Below are 20389 nucleotides of genomic sequence, written 5' to 3' on the forward strand. Positions count from 1 at the left end.
GGCGTAATAATCATGAATCAGTGGAGAGTTATACATAATAAATCATATGATGGTGCAATGAATATGGCAATTGATGAAGCTATATTTACTGCATATAAGAAAGGACATAATAAGCCGACACTTAGATTTTATACATGGGAGCCAGCTTGTTTAAGTATAGGATATTTTCAGAAATTGGAAGATGAGATAGATTTGGATAAGTGTAGATGTATGAATATAGATTACACCAGAAGAATTACAGGGGGAAGGGCTGTATTACATGATAATGAGCTAACTTATAGTATAATTATAGGAGAAGAGAACCCTTTAATAGATAAGAGTATTAATCTATCTTATAGATATATAAGTGAAGGTCTAGTTAAAGGCTTGAATTTGGGTGGTATAGAAACTGATAATTTAAATAAAGGCGAGAGAATAAGTAGGGAAAATATATCAGCTGCATGTTTTAATGCACATGCATCATATGAAGTTACCATTAATAATAAGAAGGTTATTGGAAGTGCTCAAAGCAGAAAAGATGGAGTTTTATTGCAACATGGTTCAATAATATTGAATTTCGATGTAGAAAAATTATTCAAATTAATAAAAACTAAAACACCAGAACTCAAGGAAAGGGCTATGAAGTTTACAGCTAAGAAGGCTAGTGGAATAGAAAATGAACTTGGGAAAAAAATAGACATAGATACTCTGCAAGAAAACATAGTAAAAGGATTAGCTGACCAATTTAATGTTGAATTTGTAGAGGAAGATTTGACTGATTATGAGAAGCAATTAGCTAAAGAATTATATGAAAAATATAAGAATGAAGAGTACAATAAAAAGCGTTAACTTTAATTGACTTTATATAAATTAAAGTGCTATACTTAAGGTATAATAATATACGAAAATTGAAATCATGAAGATTTCTTTGGTGTATTGAAATACCTAAGGAAATCTTTTTTTGATTTTTAATAAAAATCATATTAGGAGGAGATTTATATGTGTGAATCATCAGCTTTCATTTGTAAAAGTAATAATGAGTTAGAAAAGGTTATGGAAAATGTGGTTAATATAGACCCTTGTGATGGAAAGATTTATTTAACTGATTTATTAGGAGAGCAAAAGATAATAGATGGGATAATTAAAGAAATAAGATTGATGGACCATAAGATAATAATACAAGAAAATTAATTAATAGGGGAATTTCATATGATAATAGCAGTGATAGATGGAATGGGTGGAGGTATTGGAGCCCAGATAGTTTCTTCTCTGAGAGAAGAATTACCTACATATGTAGAAATTTATGCACTAGGGACTAATTCTATAGCAACTAGTTCTATGATGAAAGCTCATGCTAATAAAGGAGCTACAGGGGAAAATGCTATAGTAGTGTCAGCCAAAAAAGCAAATATAGTAGTTGCACCTATTTCTGTAATAATACCTAATTCTATGATGGGAGAAGTTACTTGTAATATAAGTGAAGCTATTGCAGATAGTGAGGCACTAAAGATACTGTTACCTATTATGCCTGAAAATATAGAGTTAGTTGGATTAGAAGGTAAACCATTAGCACTACTTGTAAAAGATTCTGTAAGTCTTATAAAGAAAGAATTTAATATAAAATAACAGGGGGAATAACTAATGATTTTTGATAGAGAGATTGTAAAATATCATCATGGCAATCATGACCATGACCACTGCCACGAACATATTCATGGAGATATATGTCATGAACATCCACATGACCATGCTCATGACCACGACCACGAACATAGTCATGAGGAATCATCAGAGTCTAAGGATGAAAAAACTTTAAAAATACTTTTAGTACATTGGATAAATCACAATGAAACTCATGAAGAAGGATTTAGAGAGTGGGTTGAAAAGGCTAGAGCAATTGGAAAAGAAGAGACAGCAAAGAGTATTGAAAAAGCTATAGAGTGTATGGAAGAAGCTAATAAGATGTTGCTAGAGGCCAAAAAACATATGTAAATATGATTAATCGCTTATATATTTGATATAGGCGATTTTTACGTTTTTGCTATTTAATTATTGAAATTTCTGTTAAATTTGTAATATATCTTAATGAGTAAATTTTACTGTAAAATTGGGGTGTTCAATGTTAATATACTGTGTATTACTATTTAAAACGAATATTAATGTTAAGATACTCTTAAGACTGTTTAAAATTACTTCGATATTAGATATAATAAAGATTAGTATGATTAAAAGATTTTATTTTAGAGTTTAAAGAATTTATATGTTTATAAGAAGTTTTTATTTAAAAAGGAGATGAGTTATTTATGAAAGACGGTCATATACATTCACCTTATTGTCCTCATGGAAGTAAGGATGATTTTGAAAAATATATACAAAGAGCAATTGCTGTTGGCATAACAGAAATGACATTTACAGAGCATTTTCCATATGCAGATGGATTTAAAGACCCTGCTCCTGAAAATGATAGTTGTATGAGTATTGAAGACTTACCAAAGTATCTCAATGATGTTAAGAAGTTGAAGGAAAAATATAAGGATGAAATTAAGATAAATGTAGGGTCGGAAGTAGATTTTATAGAAGGGTATGAAGAAGGAATAAAACAAAACTTAGATAAATATGGAGAAGAATTAGAGGATTCTCTTTTATCAGTACATATAATTAAGATTGATGATGGTTATTATTGTGTGGATTATAGTGTGGAAGAGTTTCAAAATTTGATTGACAAACTAGGAAGTATTGAAGATGTTTATAATAAGTATTATGAGACGTTGATAAAAGCTGTAAATTCGGATTTAGGAATATATAAGCCAAGAAGAATAGGGCATTTAAATTTAGTTAGAAAGTTTAATCAAGTATTCCCATATGATTATGAAGGAAATAAGATTCTTGAAGATTTAATAAAGTTAGTCAAAGAAAAAGGATATGAGCTTGACTACAATGTTTCTGGTAATAGAAAAGAGTACTGTAAAGAACCTTATATAGATGGATACTTATTAAAATTAGTAAAAGAATATGATATTCCGCTAGTTCTAGGGTCAGATTCTCATTGTGCAGAGGAAATAAATAATTATAATATTTTTTAGCGATATTCACATAAAAGACTGTAGATAAGTTTGTATAAAATAAATTTATCTACAGTCTTTTGTAAGTTTGATTAATTTAAAATAATAATGGAAATTAAAACTAATATATTTTATTTGTATGTTCTTATGTTAATTTAGTAATTAGAAATATTATTTTGTGTTTAAAGCAATTACTTCATAAGTTTATCATTTTCCATTATTATTGGGTCAAGTAATTCTCCTCCTCCTTCTGACATTTTCAATCTATTGAACATATAATTCTTTACATCTTTTTTACTTTTAAATTTAGTAACTTGATAAGGAGCTGTAACTCCATACTTTTCTATAAATAAAATATCATTACTAGTCTTAATACATATACCTGTATGACCTATAAATACATTTTTAGTTTCTGGATAGCGAATAAATCCACTTATAATAGACATATTTTTATTATCTCTAAAAGATATTTTTCTCTTTTTCCATTCACTTTTTATTTGTTCTGCATTTTTGCTTATGTCATCTGTGTCTTTAGTTGGTATTGCAGAAAAAAAGTTAATAAATTTTTCTACATCTTTGGGACTAAATTTAGCATCTTTATTGTTCGTTATAGTATCTAAGTCTATATTTAAATCAATAGAGTCTCCAGTAAATTTCTTATTTGAATTTATAAAATCTTTGAAAAGTCTAAAAGCTGTTATTCTACAATTTACGTCCATATAATCAGTGTATTTTTTCATCCAATTATCTTGTAGTTTTTCAAGGTTGTATGGAACTTGCTTTTCATCAGTTGAAGAATATCCTGATTTAGATATGTTTATATTATTTTGGAGTATTTTAACTTGATGTTTGTTATAATTATTAATCGCTTTAATGAATGTATCTATGTCTTGTTTACTAACCTTATTTTCTTCTAAAACTTCTTTTACATTATTTTGAATTTTCTTATCTACCATATTAGAATAAACTAGTTTATTATTCTTGATATTGGAGTATGCAAATATAGTAATTATACTTGATAACACTAAGACAACTGAGCACATTACTATTAATAGATTTTTTTTCACTTCTATCTCTCCTTTTTTAATTTATTTTGTCGACATATTTATAGTATATAGTACATTTAATTTTAGCTTCAATATGTTTTTAATTACAAAACTGTTGTAAAAAATATAACGTTATTTAAAACTTTTTTTGAAAATTTAAATATATATACTAAGATGGGGTATGTATTTTATGAATGTTTAGAAAATTATGCTTAGTATGTTTGATATATTTTGTATAGTAAAAATAAATGAACTGTTGCTAGAATAGATAGATATTTTAGAGTTGATTATTATAAGATTTTAAGTAAATAAGTTGGCTTGAAGTATATACAAACTTTTTATTTTATTAAAAAGATATTTGATTAATCTAATTTTAAGGCTATTAATAAACACAAAAATCTTATTATTTCATTTCAACTATTCCTCAAAAAAGTGATTTTTAAGGAATAGTTGAAATGAAAAGTTTGGTTACATAATAGTAATTTTAGTTACAAGAATGAAACTGTAAAACTTATGACTTTCTTTATATAATTGCATTGAGAATATTTAATTTAGGAGGTAAGATATGAAAGTAAAAAAATTTAAAACTGGTGTAGTCTCAGCATTAACAATTATGATGATCGGAGTATCATTGACAAATGTATCAGCTATGGAATTAAATGATAATAAGGAATTTGAGACTAAATACAATGAGATGAAAAGAGATTTTCAAGAGGAGTATGGAAAAGAAGATAAATTCAATATAACATTAGATGATGAATTTACAAAAGAAGAAGTGAATGGAGCAAAAGGGATGATAAAGACTACTAATAAAGTGAATAATGAAGTAGTAGTATTAAACTATTTCGATGAGATGAAATCTGGAATCGAATTTGAATTGAAGCCAAAAGAAGAAAAAAATGCAATTTTAAGAGACGAATTCCAACAAGGATATGGGAAGGAAGATAAATTTAAAGTTGTGTTAGATGATGAATTTACAAAAGAAGAAGTAAATGGAGCGAAAGGAATTATAAAGACAACAGATAAAGAAACAGGTAAAGTTGTTGTATATAATTACTTTGATGAGCTTGAAAAATAACATTAAATGTAAACACGATTATATTAAAATATAAAATAGTTAAATGTAAAAATGTTGTATCAAAAATATAGGATAACCAAATCTAAAACTATTGTATTAAAAACATAAGATAACTAAATCTAAAAATGATTGTATTAAAAATATAAAATTTAATATGAGGGTGAACTTTATATATTTAGAGTTCACCCTTATAGAAAATATAAAATCTAATTTATTAAATGAAAATTTAAAAAAGTCAGTCTATTTGATTCGTACTGATATCCTATAGAATTTAATCAATAAAGATTAAAGAGCATTAAAACGAAATGGTATTAAATGTTTACTCCATGCTGAAATAAATTTTTCTATTATGATAAAACAGGATTTTGCAATAATTCTAAACAGTAATATAAGTCAATTTTATAAATATTTACATAGCTTTTTTAATTTCTAGTTTTGATTTTAAGACATCTAAAAATTTGTAACAATCTTCTGGATATATTTCTCCCATGTTTGCGACTTGGAAGATATTAGCATCTAAGAATTTGCCTTTTCCAGGATATACTACATAACCATTTTCCCTTTCTAAATCCAATATAAACTTATTTATATCTATTTCTTTAGGCAAAAACACAGAGGTAACTGTATTAGACATATACTTATCTGGAAGTAAAAATGTTAGACCTAGTTCTTCCATTCCATTTCTTAAAATAGCAGAACATTCTCTATATCTTTCTATTTTATTGTCATCTTCTAAAAACTCAGTTAAAGCTTCATTAAGAGCAAATATTAAAGTGACATTAGGTGTATTTGGTGTTTGAGAGGATGATTTTGCAAGTTTGTAGTGTTTATAAAGACTAAGGTACACATTTTTACATTGATATTCTTTAATATTTTGTAAAATGTTTTCTTTAGCACAAATGTATGCAGATCCTGGAAATGCACCAAGGGCTTTACCACCAACACCAGTTATTATATCTATATTGAACTCATCCACATCAATATATTCTCCTGCAGAAGCGCTTATTGCATCCACAAAGAATATTTTATTGTACTTTTTAGCAAGTTTTCCTAGTTCAGGAACTGGATTTATCATACCTGAGCTAGTTTCATGAAATACCATGGCAATTACTTTTATATCAGGGTTCTCAGTTATGTATTTTTCTAAAATGTCTATATCTGGATATTCTGCCCATTCAAATTTTGGCTTATATGTTTTTACACTATAAGCAGATAATATTTCTTCTAGTCTTTCCCCAAAAACACCATTACTAACTAATAAAACAGCATCTTCTTTATTGAATATAGAAGACAATACACATTCATTTACAGATGTTCCAGAGCCAGATACAACTAATGAGTAGTAATCAGAAGTTGCGTTGTATAATTTATTGATTTTCTTCTGCGTATCCTTGAATAAATCCATAAACTCATCCCCTCTATGGCATATATCATAGTGAAGAAGTGAATTTCTAACCCTATCTGTAACCATTACTGGTCCAGGACTAAATAGATATGTTTTTTTCATTGTAAATCCTCCTCAAAGTTTAATTTTAATTTCTTTATGACTGTTTGTGTGTATATGTTATAAGTTTATGTGTTAATTTACCTAGATTATAGAATAAAATAGTAAATATTGCAATAACATTTTAATTAAAATACTTTTAAAATCATTTTAATTAAAAAATACAAAAAATATTGTAATAAATATTGTATAAATCCACAGAATGATATAAAATATAAATAACTTGAATAGATTTTATATTCAAAAAATAAAAAAGAATTTATTAATTCTGAAAAATAAGGGGGACGTTTAAAGTGAAATATGTATTAGCAATTGACCAAGGAACAACAGGAACAAGAGCAGTATTAATAAATGAAAAATCAGAGTTTGTTTTTAGTGATTATATGGAACATACTCAAATATATCCACAATCTGGATACGTCGAACATGACCCTATAGAAATTTGGAATAATACAAAGACTGTAAGTAATAATGTATTACAGCAAGCTTTTAAAAGTGGAATCAATGAAAGTGACATAAAAGGAATTGGTATAGATAATCAAGGTGAAACAGTAATGCTATGGGATAAAAATACAGGTATGCCTCTTTATAATGCTATTGTATGGCAGTGTAGGAGAACTTATGATTATGTGGAAAATTTAAAGAGGGTGCCAGGTCTAGAAAATAAAATAATAGATAAGACTGGGCTAATTATAGACCCATATTTCTCAGGCACAAAAATTAGATGGGTAATAGACAATGTAAAAGGTGTAAAGGAAAAAATAAAAAATGGAGAAGTGCTTGCAGGAACATTAGATAGTTGGCTAATTTGGAAAATGACAGGAGGAAAATCTTTTTTAACTGATGTATCCACAGCAGCAAGAACAATGCTTTTTAATATAAGAGATATGGATTGGGATAGAGAGTTACTTGATATTATAGGGATACCTAGAAATATTTTAGCAGATATAATGCCTACCAGTGGAGATTTTGGAACTACAAATAAGGAGGCATTTTGTGGTGTCTCTATAAAAATTACTGCATCAATGGTTGACCAACCAGCAGCTTTATTTGGTAATGGATGTTTTGAACCAGGTATGGTAAAAAATACTTATGGAACAGGATGTTTCTTATATATGAATATAGGTGAGGAGTTAAATATAGCAGGTAATGGTATATTGACAACTGTTGCTTGGAAGATAGGTGATAAAGTTACATATGCTTATGATGGAGGTGTATATATAGCAGGTGCGGCGATACAATGGCTTAGAGATGGAATTGGAGTCATAAAAAATTATTCTGAAACTGATGATATGGCAAATTCAATCACAAGTACTGGTGGTGTATATTTTGTGCCAGCGTTTGCAGGTATTGCAGCACCTTATTGGGACCAATATGCTAGAGGTACAATGGTTGGAATAACAGGAAGTACTAAAAAAGAGCATATAGTAAGGGCAACTCTTGAATCTGTTGCACTTCAAGTTAAGGATGTTGTTGATTCCATGAATTTAGCTTCAGGTAAAAATATAAAAATGTTGAGAGTAGATGGTGGAATTACTAAGAATAATTTTACCATGCAATTTCAATCTGACATATTAGATATACCAATTGAAATTGCAGAAAACACTGAAACAACAGTACTTGGTGTAGGCTATATGGCAGGTCTTTCATGTGGTGTTTGGAATAGTATTGATGAGATTAGAAGCGAATTTACAATAAGTAAAAAATATATACCAAATATGACTGAACAAAAAAGAGAAGAAATATTAATTGGCTGGAATCAGGCAGTAAAAAGAGCTATGAATTGGGAAAACGATACCAAAAGATTGTGTGCTAATTAAGGCGCAACAGAAAATTTTACATATACAGGAGGAACTAAATATGCCCTTTGATAAAATTATATTATACATAATGGCTGTGGGTGTGCTTTTAGGAGCGTTAGATAGAATAATTGGGAATAAGTTTGGGCTTGGAGAGCAATTTGAAGAAGGATTTAATTCAATGGGGCCATTAGCTTTAGGAATGGTTGGTATAGTTTGTTTAGCTCCAGTCATTTCAGATGTGTTAGGTCCTATGATAATACCAATCTTCAACCTTTGTGGAGCAGACCCATCTATGTTTGCTACTATTTTAGCAAATGATATGGGAGGGTATCCATTAGCTATGGAACTTGCACATAATAAAGATGCAGGAATGCTTGCGGGATTAGTTGTGTCATCTATGCTTGGATGTACTTTGGTATTTTCAATCCCAGTAGGATTAGGTCTTATAGAATATGAAGATAGACCCTTTTTTGCAAAAGGATTACTAATAGGGTTAATAACAATACCTTTTGGAGGTGTTGTAGGAGGATTAATAGCAGGGTTTAATTTATCAATGGTAATTATAAATATGATACCAGTGATAATATTGGCAATGATACTAGCTATAGGATTAAAATTTAACTCTACACTCATGATAAATGGGTCATTAGTCTTTGGGAAGTTTATATCAATATTGATAACAGTAGGATTGGGAGCAGCTGCATTTCAAGAAATAACAGGTATAGTACTCATAAAAGGAATGACACCAATAAGAGAAGGGATTCAAGTTATTGGAAGTATTGCAATAGTATTATTAGGTACTTTTCCAATATTGCATTTGTTAGTTAAAGTTCTTAATAAACCACTTACAATGGTGGGTGAAAAATTAGGCATGGATGCAACCAGTGCAGCAGGATTAGTGTTTACTTTAGCTAATAGTATTCCAGTATATAAAATGATGAAGGATATGAGTCCAAAAGGGAAAGTAGTGAATACTGCATGGTTGGTTTGTGCTACAGCAGCTCTAGGAGACCATTTAGGATTTACAGCAGGAGTAGTACCAGAGATGATTACACCTGTCGTAATTGGAAAGTTGATTGGTGGAGTATTGGCAATTGCACTTGCTATGGTGATGACAAAAGATTTAACTTTAGAAGAAGAACAAAATATTAGAGTGAAGAAAGATGTTGTATGAAACGAGTAGTACTTAAACAGAATTTAAGTCACTTTAAATTAAAAAATCAAATGACTAATAACATAATTAAATAGTTCAAAATAATAAAGTAGCATAAACATTGAAGTAATTGAAAGTATTAAACTAATCTCAAAATAGTAACATAATAAAAAACATAAAGTATTGTTTAGATATAAATGGAGCTAAATAAATAATTATTTGGCTCCTTAACTTTAATCTATTATATCAAGGAATAAAAAACCAATCATATGAACTAATTATCAGCTATGACTAAAGGTATTCCTCTCTGAGAAAATTCTATTATTATATCATGGTCTATACTAGAAGATGTAATAATAGTATCTATATGTTCTATAGGAGCAACTGATGCAAATGAATTTATACCAAACTTAGGAGGTTCAACAACCACTATGGATTTTCTAGACCTTTCAATCATTTTTTTTCTAACAAGTGCCTCTTCTAAATGATAGTCAGAAATACCATTTTCAAGAGTGATACCTCCAGCACCTAAAATAGCTTTATCAACATTAAACTGTTCAATAGCTGACAGTGTAAGTGGACCAGAAAAAGAACCTTCAGTTTCTCTAAGATAACCACCAAGCACGTATACTTTTATATTAGTATTCATAAGTTCATTTGCCACTAAAATTGAGTTGGTTATTACAGTTAGATTTTTTTTATCTTTTAAATTTTTTGAAACTTCAAGGACAGTAGTTCCAGTATCCATAAAAATAGTATCATTTGTATTTATAAACTCACTGCATTTGATGGCAATTTGTTTTTTATCATTTGAGTTTATTTTTTTTCTTTTAACATAGTTGAGTTCTACACTACTTGCTATAACTGGTATAGCACCACCATAGACTCTTTTTAAAAGCCCGATACTTTCCATATGAGCTAAATCTCTTCGTGCAGTTTCTATTGATATGTCAAACATTTGAACGATGTCATTTATTTTAATTATATTATCTGATTCGAGAATACTTAAAATCTTCTCGTATCTTTCTTGTGGTAGCATGGAATATCCTCCTTGGGTTAATATTATTTTAGATTTTGGCATAACTTATGATTAAGTCAGGATTTATGTATATTTGTTAATGTATGTATAGTTATCAAATAATATTATAAGTATTATGCAAGATAATTTTACCATATTTGAAACTTACATTTAAGCAAAAAAGTAAAAATAGATATTTAATAATTCAAAATAACTTAAATTTTACAAAATAATTGACTAAAATATAATTTTATTATATAATTTACTAGTACAGACAATCTGGAGAAGTACTCAAGTGGCTCAAGAGGATCCCCTGCTAAGGGATTAGGCTGGGTAACCGGTGCGAGGGTTCGAATCCCTCCTTCTCCGCCAATTATTAAAGGCTATTCTTGTTAAAGGTAGTCTTTTTGTAGTGTCTATTAATAAAAGTAATTTATCAAGTAAAACTAAAGAAAGGAGGAAATAGATGACAACTTTAATTTTTTTCATAGTGGGAATAGCGTCTTTAGTGGTTGCTTTTGTTATTGATGGAGGACACGTTGGAGCACTATTTGTATTTTCATCAGCACTTGTTGTTTTTGGTGGAACTATAGGTGCCGTTGGAGCCTCAACACCATTCCCTGTATTTAAAAAGTCAATAAAGATAATGTTATTAGCTTTTAAAAATAAAAAACCTAATAATGTAGAAAATATAATCTATTTTAAAGAAATTGCAATTAAAGCTAGAAAAGAGGGGCTTCTTAGCATTGATAAAGAAATAAGTGAGAATGATGACTTAGACCCTTTTATTAGAAAGGGGCTTGAACTTATGGTAGATGGAGTCGATTCAGCTACTATAAGAAATATCTTGGAATCGCAGATACAAGTAACATCAAAACGACATAAAGAAGGTATATCAATATTTGATTCAGCAGGGGGATTTGCACCTACACTGGGGATAATAGGTACAGTTATGGGATTAGTACATATTTTAGGTAATCTTTCGAGTAACCCAGATGCACTGGGACCTCAAATATCTGTTGCATTTCTAGCTACATTGTATGGTGTTGGTTCTGCCAATTTAATATGGATACCAGTAGCATCAAAACTTAAGGCTATAAATCAACAAGAAATAAATGAAAGACTTTTGGTGATAGAAGCAATATTATCTATACTTGAGGGTGATAATTCTAATTTAATGACAGAAAAATTAAAAATATTTTTAAATTCAAAAGAATTAATTGAACTTGAAGAAACTGATGGTAGAACTGAATAATATAATAAGGATGGAATATTTATGTTACATGATGAAGATGAAAAAGAAGAAAACAATGAGCGATGGCTTTTAACTTATTCAGACCTCATAACACTACTTATGATTTTCTTTGTCATAATGTATTCTATGAGTAATGTTGATGCAGAGAAATATAAACAATTATCTGAATCTCTAAATTCTGCTTTTGGTGGTTCTTCAGGAGTTATTGAAGGTGGTAAAAGCCAAATGGAACCAGTAGTTGAACCAGGTAGTAGTAATTTAGATAGTTTACAAAATGCTGAGTTTAAAAAAGTAGGAGAGGAAATTCAAAAGTATTTAAACGAAAATGGTATGGCAAATTCAGTATCATTAAAAGCTCAAGATAGAGGGTTGGTAATAAGTCTTAAAGATACTATATTATTTGATACTGGAAAAGCAATTGTAAAGAGTAATTCTAGAGATAAGATTATCCAAATAGGTAAGATGCTAAATGAAATGAACAGTTACATAAGAGTAGAAGGTCACACGGACAATATGTCTATAAAAAATTCTGAATTTAAGTCGAATTGGGATTTATCAGTTATGAGAGCAACTAATGTTGTTCAACTTCTTATTGATAGTGCAGGTATAGCACCAGATAAGTTGTCTGCTGTAGGATATGGCGAATTTAGACCAATAGCAGAAAATTCATCTCAAGATGGTAGGTCAAAAAATAGGAGAGTTGATATAGTCTTAGTTGATAGTAAATATGATAATGTAGAAAATGTTGGTGAAAATAAATAGTTAAACAAACTATCTCAATATAGAATTATTTCTAAAAAGAGATAGTTTTTTTGTGTTAAAATTAAAAATAGATGAACAGTAAGTTACCTTTTTTGAAGAATATATGGTATCTTAAATATATAATGTTTAAACAATAAAAACTCAATTTAAAAAATTTTATAGAGGGTGAGGAAACAAATGAGTAATAAGAATAAAAACACAAAGTATAAAGATAAAACGAGACAAAGGTATAATAAAAAAGTTGAGACTTTAAATAAAGAAAAGTTAAAGGAAACTAATAAAAATTCTAAAAAGGTAGATAAAATTGATGATATTATCAATAAGTCTAGTATTGTGTTATGTGTCCTTTTAGTAATATTTTCTTTACTTTATTTGTTTAAATTAGTTCAACTTAATGTAATAATGATACTTTTAGTGATTACAGTAGCTATTCAACAAGGTTTAGTATCGTTTGGGGCATTTAGAAATAAAAATTATGTAAAAGCTTTATTTTCAATATTTGTAATTATATGTTTCTTAATTGCTTTTAAATATGTTGTTAATCCTGTTTAAATATATCAGTAAAGGTTCTATAATTAATATAAATAGTGAAGTTGGAGTTTTAATGCTATTATAAATTTTATAAATTTGAAGGAGTAGATTTTATGAATAGGCGTAAGTTTGCGAAATTAATTATCACATCAATGATTGTTTTATTACTTACAGGATGTAGTCTGAAAAAGGAAGATAATTATAAGCTAGATCCAGAGAATCCGACATCGATAGAAATTTGGCATTATTATAATGGACAGCAAAAAATGGCTTTTGATAAGCTTGTTAAGGAATTTAATGATACTGTAGGTGCTGAAAAAGGAATTATTGTTGAAGCGTTTAGTCAAGGTAATGTAGTTGATTTATCAGAAAAGGTTTTAGATTCTGCAAATAAAAAAGTTGGTTCTGAAGATGTACCAAATATATTTGCAGCATACTCAGATACTGCCTATGAAATGGACAAATTAGGATTACTAGTGGACATGGACAAGTATATAAGTAAAGAGGAACTAAATGAATATATAGAAGAATATGTAGAAGAGGGTAGAATAAATTCTAATGATGAATTTAAACTTTTTCCAATTGCAAAATCGACTGAGGTTTTGATGATAAATAAGACTGATTGGGATAAATTTGCCAAAGCTACAAATTCAAATATAGATGATATAAAAACAATAGAGGGATTAACAGAAATATCAAAAAAATATTATGAATGGACAGATAGTTTAACAAAAGAACCTAATGATGGTAAAGCATTTTTTGGAAGAGATGCTTTAGCAAATTATATTATTATAGGAAGTAAACAATTAGGAGTAGAACTTTTTTCTGTTAAAGATGGAAAAGTTACATTAAATATTGATGAAAAAGTTATGAGAAAATTATGGGATAATTTCTATGTCCCATATATAAATGGGTATTTCGCATCTTATGGTAAGTTTCGTTCTGATGATGCAAAAACAGGAGATATATTAGCTCTTGTGGGTTCTAGCTCAGGAGCAGCATACTTCCCAGATAGAGTAATGTTAAATGACAATGAGAGTTATAAGATTGAAACATCTGTTTTTCAAGCTCCACGTTTTAAAGGAAAAGAAAAATATGCGGTACAACAAGGTGCAGGAATGGCTGTAACAAAATCCACTAAAGAAGAAGAATTTGCATCAGTAGAATTCTTAAAATGGTTTACAGATAAAGAACCTAATATAAAATTCTCTATTTCTTCTGGATACTTACCAGTGAAGAAAAAAACAAATGATTTAGATGTTATAAAAGAAGTTATGAAAAAAGATGATTTAAAGGTATCAGATAAAGTTGAGGGCTCATTAGTCTCATCTATTGAACAAATTAATAGTTGTAATTTATATACGAATAAAGCTTTTGATGGTGGAACTAAAGCTAGACAAGTTCTTGAATATTCAATGCTTGATAAAGCTAAAGAAGATTTAAATAAAATAAATGAATTAATAAAAAATGGAACTTCTAAAAAGGATGCAGTAACACAATTTAATAATGACAAGAATTTTGAAACTTGGTTCAAAAATTTTAAGGCTGAGCTTGAAAATGCTACAAAAGAGTAGGTGAATTGGCGGTTAATGTGTCGACATGCACAAAGGTATAGGTGGAATAAGTATGGAAAACAATCTAAGAAAAAATAATTCAATAATGAAAAAGATGATATTTCCCCTAATTATTGTTATGCTAATTCAAACAAGTTTATTTTGTGCCACAATTTTATGGGGAGGAACTATTCAGAAGTTAAATGACAACTCATTTGATATTTTAAATGAAAGAGTAATTAATCGTAAAAACTATATACAAAATGAGATGTTGCAAAGATGGTCAAAAACAAGTGAAACGGAATCCGCAATTAATTCATCTGTAAAGAAGGTCTTGGATGAAAATAATGCTTCAATCAAGGATGTAGGTGACAATGAAGAAATTAACAAAGAGATTATAAAAAATATATCAAGCAATTTGATATATCTTTTGAGAAAAAATTCTGTGACAGGTTCTTTTATAATCTTAAGTAATAAAAATATTGAAAATGATTCTATGAATAATAAAGGTGAAGTAAGCAAGACTGGATTGTACATAAGAGATTTAGACCCTAAATTTAACCCAAATGACAATTCTGATTTGTTAATTGAGAGAGGTTCATCAGATATAGCAAGAAATTTTGGAATATCTATGGATAGTTATTGGGCTCCAAAATTTTCATTTAAAGGTGAAAATACACGAAAGGGAGATAATTTTTTTTACAAGCCATTTAGAGCGGCGATTGATAACCCAAATGTATCAAGTTCTAATTTAGGTTACTGGGGAAGCCAGTTTCTATTGACAAATGCAGGAGATAAGGTAATGACATATTCAGTTCCTCTTATTTATGAAGATGGAACTGTATATGGAGTGCTTGGAATAGATTTAAGTATAAACTATTTAAGTGAATTACTGCCATATACAGAGATACATAGTAATAAAAAAGGTAATTACATTTTAGGTGTAGACAGGAATGATGATATGGCATTTGAAAATGTAGTTTCAAATGGATATTCACTAAAAGAAAAATTTTGGGATGGTTTACATTCTAATTTAGAACAGAAAGAATCTTATAAGAATGTATATAAGATTAAAAATGAAGAGGATGATTATAGTTGTGGTAATATTTATGCTAGTGTACAATATATAGATTTATACAACTCTAATACTCCATTTGAAAATGAACGTTGGGCACTTTTGGGTATTATTGAGGAAAAAAGTCTTTTGTCTTTTTCAAAAAGAGTTGAGAGGTTAGTTATAATTTCTATTGCAATTTCTTTAGCAATAGGACTTGTAGGTATTTATATAGCATCAAGATTATTTACAAAACCAATTGTCCTTCTAGCTAAAAAAGTTAGAAATAGTAACCCATCAAAACCAGTAAATCTTGATAAGATAAATATATCTGAAATAGATGAATTATCTTCGGCTATAGAGATACTTAGTGCAAATGTTGCAGACTCTTCTTCAAAATTATCACAGATTATTGAGATGGTAGATATGCCTATTGGAGCTTTTGAATTGTATAAAAATACAGAGAGCGTTTTTTGTACAAAAGAATTTTTTAATGTATTTATTACAGAAAAAGAATTTCAAGAATATGGTTATGTGAGAAAAGATAAGTTTCTTAAAAAACTAAAAGAGCTAGATGAATATTTACAAGAAAATTATGAAACAGAAAATACATACATATATAAATTTGAATCTGAAGATAAAAGGTCTAAGTGGGTAAGACTAAATATTGTTGAAGATGAGCTAAAGGTTCTTGGTGTTGTTGTAGATGTAACCAAAGAGTTCATTGAGAAAAGGAAGATAGAATACGAAAGAGATTTTGATATTTTAACTAATCTTTTAAATAGAAGAGCATTTTACTCACAGATTCAAGAGAAATTTAAAAATAAAGATGAACTTAAGGTAGCAGCCTTTATTATGTGGGACTTAGATAATTTAAAATATATCAATGATACATATGGACATGATGCTGGTGATGAATACATTAGATGTGCAGCAGGTATACTTAAAAAGTTTATATCATGGAATGGTATAGTTTCTAGGCTTTCAGGTGATGAGTTTTATGTGTTTATATATGGATATGAGAGTAAAGAGAGTATAAGAGATATTATCAATTCTGTTAAGATACAGATGAGCAATACATTACTAAAACTTCATGATGGAACAGAATTTAAAATAAGGGCATCAGCTGGGGTTTCTTGGTATCCTTATGACTCATGTAATTATGATGAATTAATGAGATATGCAGATTTTGCTATGTATCAAATTAAAAATACAATCAAGGGCGAAGTGAGTGAGTTTGATATTAATGTATATAATAAAGATTCATTCTTACTGAGTAATAGAGAAGAGTTAAATAAATTGATTGATGGACAACTTGTTGAATATGCATTTCAAGCTATTGTAGATTGTAAAGGAGAAGTCTTTGCATATGAGGCACTTATGAGACCTAAAATAAAGACTTTCAGTTCTCCAGTAGATGTTATTAGATTGGCTCGTTCACAATCTAAACTCTATCAAATTGAGCGTATTACGTGGTTCAAAGCACTTAAATCATTTAAAAAATACAGAGATAAGTTTGGAGATTGTAAATTGTTTTTAAATTCTATTCCAAATAATAACTTATCAAGAGTTGATTTTGAAGAAATTGAAGATTTATATGGTAGATATTTAAATAGAGTTGTATTAGAAATAACAGAAAATGATAAAATTAATGAAGATTTTATTGAGAAAAAGAAATCTTATATAAGCCATTGGAATATAGAGATTGCTTTGGATGATTTTGGAACAGGTTACAATGGAGATGCTGTACTGTTATATATAATGCCAAATTACGTAAAGATTGATATGTCCATTGTAAGAGGTATTGATAAAGATGAAGACAGACAGAAAATATTAAAAAACCTTATTTCATATTCTAATGAAAGAGATATTAAAGTAATAGCAGAAGGTGTAGAGACTAAAAGTGAGATGGAAACATTAATTAATCTTGGAATAGATTATATGCAGGGGTATTATATTAGTAAACCATCATTTATCCCTGAAGATGTAAGTGATAAAATTAAGAAAGAGCTCAAGATGTGTCATGAAAATAGGAATGATGTGATTTAATAGAGGAAAAATTACATGTATTTTTATGAACTTTTGGTTTATAATTAAAAAGAAAATAATATAATTATAAATTAGGGTGGTGGAGCTAATAATCACAACAAATATAGATATAAGAAAGTTAAATGAAAATCAATTAGAAGCAGTTGAACATATAGATGGGCCTTGCATGATACTTGCAGGGCCTGGTTCAGGTAAGACAAGAGTAATTACATATAGAATAGCTAATATGGTCGTAAATAAAAATATAGCGCCAACAAGAATCTTAGCAATAAGTTTTACAAAGGCATCTTCAATAGAAATGAAAAATAGAACTTTAAGTTTAAGTGATGATATAAGACTCAATAAGGTAACTTATGGTACTTTTCACTCTGTATTTTTTAAAATCCTAAGATACTTTGAAAGGTATAATCTAGATAGTATATTTGATGAGAAATCAAAGCGAATAACAATCAAGGCAATACTAAAGAGCTTAAATATAGAAAATGCTGATGATGATGAGAATGTAGGACAAGTTATAAATGAAATTTCTTATGTAAAAAATGAACTTATGGATAAGAACGACTTTAATTCAGAGGTATTGACAAAAGATGAGTTTTTGAAGGTATATAATTTATATGAAGAACAAAAATCTAAAGTTAATAAAATTGACTTTGATGATATGCTTATAAAAACTTATTATTTACTTTTGAACAATAAGTCTGCATTAGAAAGGGTTAGAAATGTATATAAATATATATTGATAGATGAATTTCAGGATATAAATAAAGTACAATTTGAAGTTTTAAAATTAATCTCGAATCCTTTAAATAACATATTTGCTGTTGGAGATGAAGACCAAAGTATATATGGTTTTAGAGGAGCAAGACCAGACTTTTTGCTTGAATTTGAAAAGTATTTCAATAATACTAAAAAAATAATATTAGATGTAAATTATAGGTCTAAAAGTGAGATAGTACATATTGCAAACAGGCTTATAGAAAAAAATAAAAATAGATATGAAAAAATCATTAAATGTAGTCAAGGTACTGGAGGAAGTGTGAGTTATATTTGTCCACATGATTCAGAGGAGGAAGCTTTACATATTGCCAAGGAAATAATTGACGAAATAAAAAAAGATTATGTAGAGTATTCAGACTTTGCAGTGATTTATAGAACCAATATACAGTCAAGAGCATTGGTGGATGTATTTATGGATATGAGAATTCCATTTGTGGTAAAAGATTCAGTAATCACAATATATGACCATTGGGCGAGTCAAGATATACTATCGTATTTAAGAATAGGCATTAATCCAAAGTCAAATAAAGATTGGTTAAGAATCATAAATAAGCCATTTAGATATATATCTAAGGATAGTGTAAGTATGGCTAAAGATGAAAATGATTTTATAACAGCATTAATAAACAAATGTAATCTTCATCCTAAACAAATCAAAACAATAACTGATTTGGAAATAGATTTAAGTTATTTAAACACTTTAAATCCTAAAAATGCAATATCTTATATTAGAACTAGTCTTGATTATGATAGATATGTCTTAGATTATTGTAGTAACAGAAAAATAAAGACTAATGGTCTTGTAGAGATATTAAATGAGCTTGAGAGTTCAGCGACAAACTTTAATACTGTGACAGAGTTTTTAGAGCATATTGAGAGAGTAAAGACTGAGTTAATGGAAAACAATAAGAATAAACAGACTGATGGTGTCATATTTACAACTATGCATAGTGCAAAAGGATTAGAATTTAGAAATGTTTATATTATAGGCGTAAATGAAGGAACAATACCTCATGAAAAGTCATATGATATTTGTAAGGAAGAGAAAAAAGAAGAACAATTAGAAGAAGAAAGACGACTTATGTATGTTGCTATTACAAGAGCTGAAGAAAAATTGTGTATAAGTTCTACGTTAAATAAATATGGTAAAAAAGTTGATAAATCACTGTTTATTAATGACATAAAATCTCCAACCAAAAAAGAAATTGATAGTATTGGTGTAGGTGATAAGGTATACCATAAAAAATTTCATGAAGGAGAAATAATTAAAAAAGATGGAATTATGTTTACAATAAAGTTTAAAGATAGGGAGCGAATTTTAGACCTGAAAACTTGCTTATTGAAGAATATAATTTATATTATTTAATTTAGAAAGCAAACTTAGATATAAAATGTATTATTTTATAGGTAAGAAAGAATTATATTATTTATGTATGATATTTAAGGCAAAGATATAGATATAAAATGTATTATTAAAAAAATAGCTCAAAATATGAAAAATATTATTTATTAATATCCAAAGAATATAAATAAATCTAAAAGATTCTATGTATGATTATCTAAAGAGTAGAGCCAAATATACATCATAGTGTTTAAATAATTTACAAATAAAATTATTAAAAAAATAAAAAACTTATTGACAAAAATATTATAAGGAAGTACAATTGTATTAACAATTTAAGGAAACAAATCCAGTGATAGAGAAAGTAGCATATATGGATTTACAGCGAGTTAGGGTTTGGTGTAAGCCTAGCAATGAAGTCTAT

17 protein-coding genes, 1 tRNA gene and 1 other annotated feature (1 of these 19 cut by a window edge) are annotated in these 20389 nt (G+C 28.3%); of the genes, 15 read left to right on the top strand and 3 right to left on the bottom strand.

Going from position 1 to position 20389, the window contains the following annotated elements:
* The first annotated feature begins 12 nt into the window (after positions 1 to 12).
* The 5 genes from Q3223_RS09245 (at position 13) to hisJ (ending at position 3062) form a co-directional block, all read left to right on the top strand.
* Entirely contained in the window at positions 13 to 828 is an 816-nt protein-coding gene (locus tag Q3223_RS09245; protein ID WP_054276058.1) for a lipoate--protein ligase family protein, read from the top strand.
* A 150-nt stretch (positions 829 to 978) separates the two neighbouring features.
* On the top strand, positions 979 to 1170 hold the full coding sequence (locus Q3223_RS09250) for a CooT family nickel-binding protein (protein ID WP_003418375.1): 192 nt from the start codon (positions 979 to 981) through the stop codon (positions 1168 to 1170).
* Positions 1171 to 1188: 18 nt separating this feature from the next.
* Positions 1189 to 1605 (top strand): DUF3842 family protein, encoded by a 417-nt coding sequence (locus Q3223_RS09255; protein WP_054269261.1) that lies wholly within the window; start codon positions 1189 to 1191, stop codon positions 1603 to 1605.
* 15 nt (positions 1606 to 1620) lie between these two features.
* The gene (locus tag Q3223_RS09260; protein WP_407811889.1) at positions 1621 to 1971 is read left to right on the top strand and encodes a zinc transporter; all 351 of its coding nucleotides are present in this window, start codon (positions 1621 to 1623) and stop codon (positions 1969 to 1971) included.
* 311 nt (positions 1972 to 2282) lie between these two features.
* Entirely contained in the window at positions 2283 to 3062 is a 780-nt protein-coding gene (gene hisJ, locus Q3223_RS09265) for a histidinol-phosphatase HisJ (RefSeq protein WP_219673877.1), read from the top strand.
* Positions 3063 to 3232: 170 nt separating this feature from the next.
* Here hisJ and Q3223_RS09270 read toward each other — a convergent pair whose 3' ends face one another.
* Positions 3233 to 4108: a DUF4300 family protein gene (locus Q3223_RS09270; RefSeq protein WP_407811890.1), complete on the bottom strand. Its 876-nt coding sequence runs from the start codon at positions 4106 to 4108 to the stop codon at positions 3233 to 3235.
* A 544-nt stretch (positions 4109 to 4652) separates the two neighbouring features.
* Here Q3223_RS09270 and Q3223_RS09275 point away from each other — a divergent pair.
* The gene (locus Q3223_RS09275; RefSeq protein ID WP_407811891.1) at positions 4653 to 5165 is read left to right on the top strand and encodes a hypothetical protein; all 513 of its coding nucleotides are present in this window, start codon (positions 4653 to 4655) and stop codon (positions 5163 to 5165) included.
* Positions 5166 to 5574: 409 nt separating this feature from the next.
* Here the strand turns inward: Q3223_RS09275 and Q3223_RS09280 are convergent, their stop codons facing one another.
* The gene (locus Q3223_RS09280) at positions 5575 to 6672 is read right to left on the bottom strand and encodes an alanine--glyoxylate aminotransferase family protein (RefSeq protein WP_074179181.1); all 1098 of its coding nucleotides are present in this window, start codon (positions 6670 to 6672) and stop codon (positions 5575 to 5577) included.
* Between the two features lie 290 nt (positions 6673 to 6962).
* On the opposite strand from Q3223_RS09280, the gene glpK reads away from it, so the two are divergent.
* The gene (gene glpK, locus Q3223_RS09285) at positions 6963 to 8489 is read left to right on the top strand and encodes a glycerol kinase GlpK (protein WP_054269267.1); all 1527 of its coding nucleotides are present in this window, start codon (positions 6963 to 6965) and stop codon (positions 8487 to 8489) included.
* Between the two features lie 40 nt (positions 8490 to 8529).
* A complete protein-coding gene (locus Q3223_RS09290; RefSeq protein WP_407811892.1) occupies positions 8530 to 9645 on the top strand; it encodes an ethanolamine utilization protein EutH in 1116 nt (371 codons plus the stop codon).
* A 253-nt stretch (positions 9646 to 9898) separates the two neighbouring features.
* Here the strand turns inward: Q3223_RS09290 and Q3223_RS09295 are convergent, their stop codons facing one another.
* Complete coding sequence (locus tag Q3223_RS09295) at positions 9899 to 10663, bottom strand: DeoR/GlpR family DNA-binding transcription regulator (protein ID WP_054269269.1); 765 nt, start codon at positions 10661 to 10663, stop codon at positions 9899 to 9901.
* A 260-nt stretch (positions 10664 to 10923) separates the two neighbouring features.
* Here Q3223_RS09295 and Q3223_RS09300 point away from each other — a divergent pair.
* The 7 genes from Q3223_RS09300 (at position 10924) to Q3223_RS09330 (ending at position 19989) form a co-directional block, all read left to right on the top strand.
* Positions 10924 to 11014: transfer RNA gene (locus tag Q3223_RS09300), tRNA-Ser, on the top strand.
* Positions 11015 to 11108: 94 nt separating this feature from the next.
* Entirely contained in the window at positions 11109 to 11897 is a 789-nt protein-coding gene (locus tag Q3223_RS09305) for a flagellar motor protein (protein ID WP_054269270.1), read from the top strand.
* Between the two features lie 21 nt (positions 11898 to 11918).
* Positions 11919 to 12659, top strand: a complete 741-nt coding sequence (locus Q3223_RS09310; RefSeq protein WP_054269271.1) for a flagellar motor protein MotB — start codon at positions 11919 to 11921, stop codon at positions 12657 to 12659.
* Between the two features lie 177 nt (positions 12660 to 12836).
* Entirely contained in the window at positions 12837 to 13211 is a 375-nt protein-coding gene (locus tag Q3223_RS09315) for a hypothetical protein (protein WP_054276063.1), read from the top strand.
* A gap of 92 nt (positions 13212 to 13303) precedes the next feature.
* Positions 13304 to 14764, top strand: coding sequence for an extracellular solute-binding protein (locus tag Q3223_RS09320; protein ID WP_243193903.1), 1461 nt, complete (start codon positions 13304 to 13306; stop codon positions 14762 to 14764).
* Between the two features lie 52 nt (positions 14765 to 14816).
* Positions 14817 to 17846, top strand: a complete 3030-nt coding sequence (locus tag Q3223_RS09325; RefSeq protein ID WP_284181701.1) for an EAL domain-containing protein — start codon at positions 14817 to 14819, stop codon at positions 17844 to 17846.
* 76 nt (positions 17847 to 17922) lie between these two features.
* Positions 17923 to 19989, top strand: coding sequence for an ATP-dependent helicase (locus Q3223_RS09330; protein ID WP_223152666.1), 2067 nt, complete (start codon positions 17923 to 17925; stop codon positions 19987 to 19989).
* Between the two features lie 319 nt (positions 19990 to 20308).
* Positions 20309 to 20389: a binding site (T-box leader), on the top strand; it runs 132 nt beyond the window's last position.

This window comes from Clostridioides sp. GD02367 (assembly GCF_045900275.1).
Lineage (GTDB): Bacteria > Bacillota > Clostridia > Peptostreptococcales > Peptostreptococcaceae > Clostridioides > Clostridioides difficile_A.

Excerpts from the sequence above, each read along its gene's own strand:
- Q3223_RS09250 (WP_003418375.1), top strand. The coding sequence starts at position 979 with ATGTGTGAATCATCAGCTTTCATTTGTAAAAGTAATAATGAGTTAGAA.
- Q3223_RS09260 (WP_407811889.1), top strand. The coding sequence starts at position 1,621 with ATGATTTTTGATAGAGAGATTGTAAAATATCATCATGGCAATCATGAC.
- Q3223_RS09320 (WP_243193903.1), top strand. The coding sequence starts at position 13,304 with ATGAATAGGCGTAAGTTTGCGAAATTAATTATCACATCAATGATTGTT.
- Q3223_RS09325 (WP_284181701.1), top strand. The coding sequence starts at position 14,817 with ATGGAAAACAATCTAAGAAAAAATAATTCAATAATGAAAAAGATGATA.
- Q3223_RS09275 (WP_407811891.1), top strand. The coding sequence starts at position 4,653 with ATGAAAGTAAAAAAATTTAAAACTGGTGTAGTCTCAGCATTAACAATT.
- Q3223_RS09245 (WP_054276058.1), top strand. The coding sequence starts at position 13 with ATGAATCAGTGGAGAGTTATACATAATAAATCATATGATGGTGCAATG.
- Q3223_RS09295 (WP_054269269.1), bottom strand. The coding sequence starts at position 10,663 with ATGCTACCACAAGAAAGATACGAGAAGATTTTAAGTATTCTCGAATCA.
- Q3223_RS09255 (WP_054269261.1), top strand. The coding sequence starts at position 1,189 with ATGATAATAGCAGTGATAGATGGAATGGGTGGAGGTATTGGAGCCCAG.
- Q3223_RS09305 (WP_054269270.1), top strand. The coding sequence starts at position 11,109 with ATGACAACTTTAATTTTTTTCATAGTGGGAATAGCGTCTTTAGTGGTT.
- Q3223_RS09310 (WP_054269271.1), top strand. The coding sequence starts at position 11,919 with ATGTTACATGATGAAGATGAAAAAGAAGAAAACAATGAGCGATGGCTT.
- Q3223_RS09280 (WP_074179181.1), bottom strand. The coding sequence starts at position 6,672 with ATGAAAAAAACATATCTATTTAGTCCTGGACCAGTAATGGTTACAGAT.
- hisJ (WP_219673877.1), top strand. The coding sequence starts at position 2,283 with ATGAAAGACGGTCATATACATTCACCTTATTGTCCTCATGGAAGTAAG.
- Q3223_RS09290 (WP_407811892.1), top strand. The coding sequence starts at position 8,530 with ATGCCCTTTGATAAAATTATATTATACATAATGGCTGTGGGTGTGCTT.
- Q3223_RS09315 (WP_054276063.1), top strand. The coding sequence starts at position 12,837 with ATGAGTAATAAGAATAAAAACACAAAGTATAAAGATAAAACGAGACAA.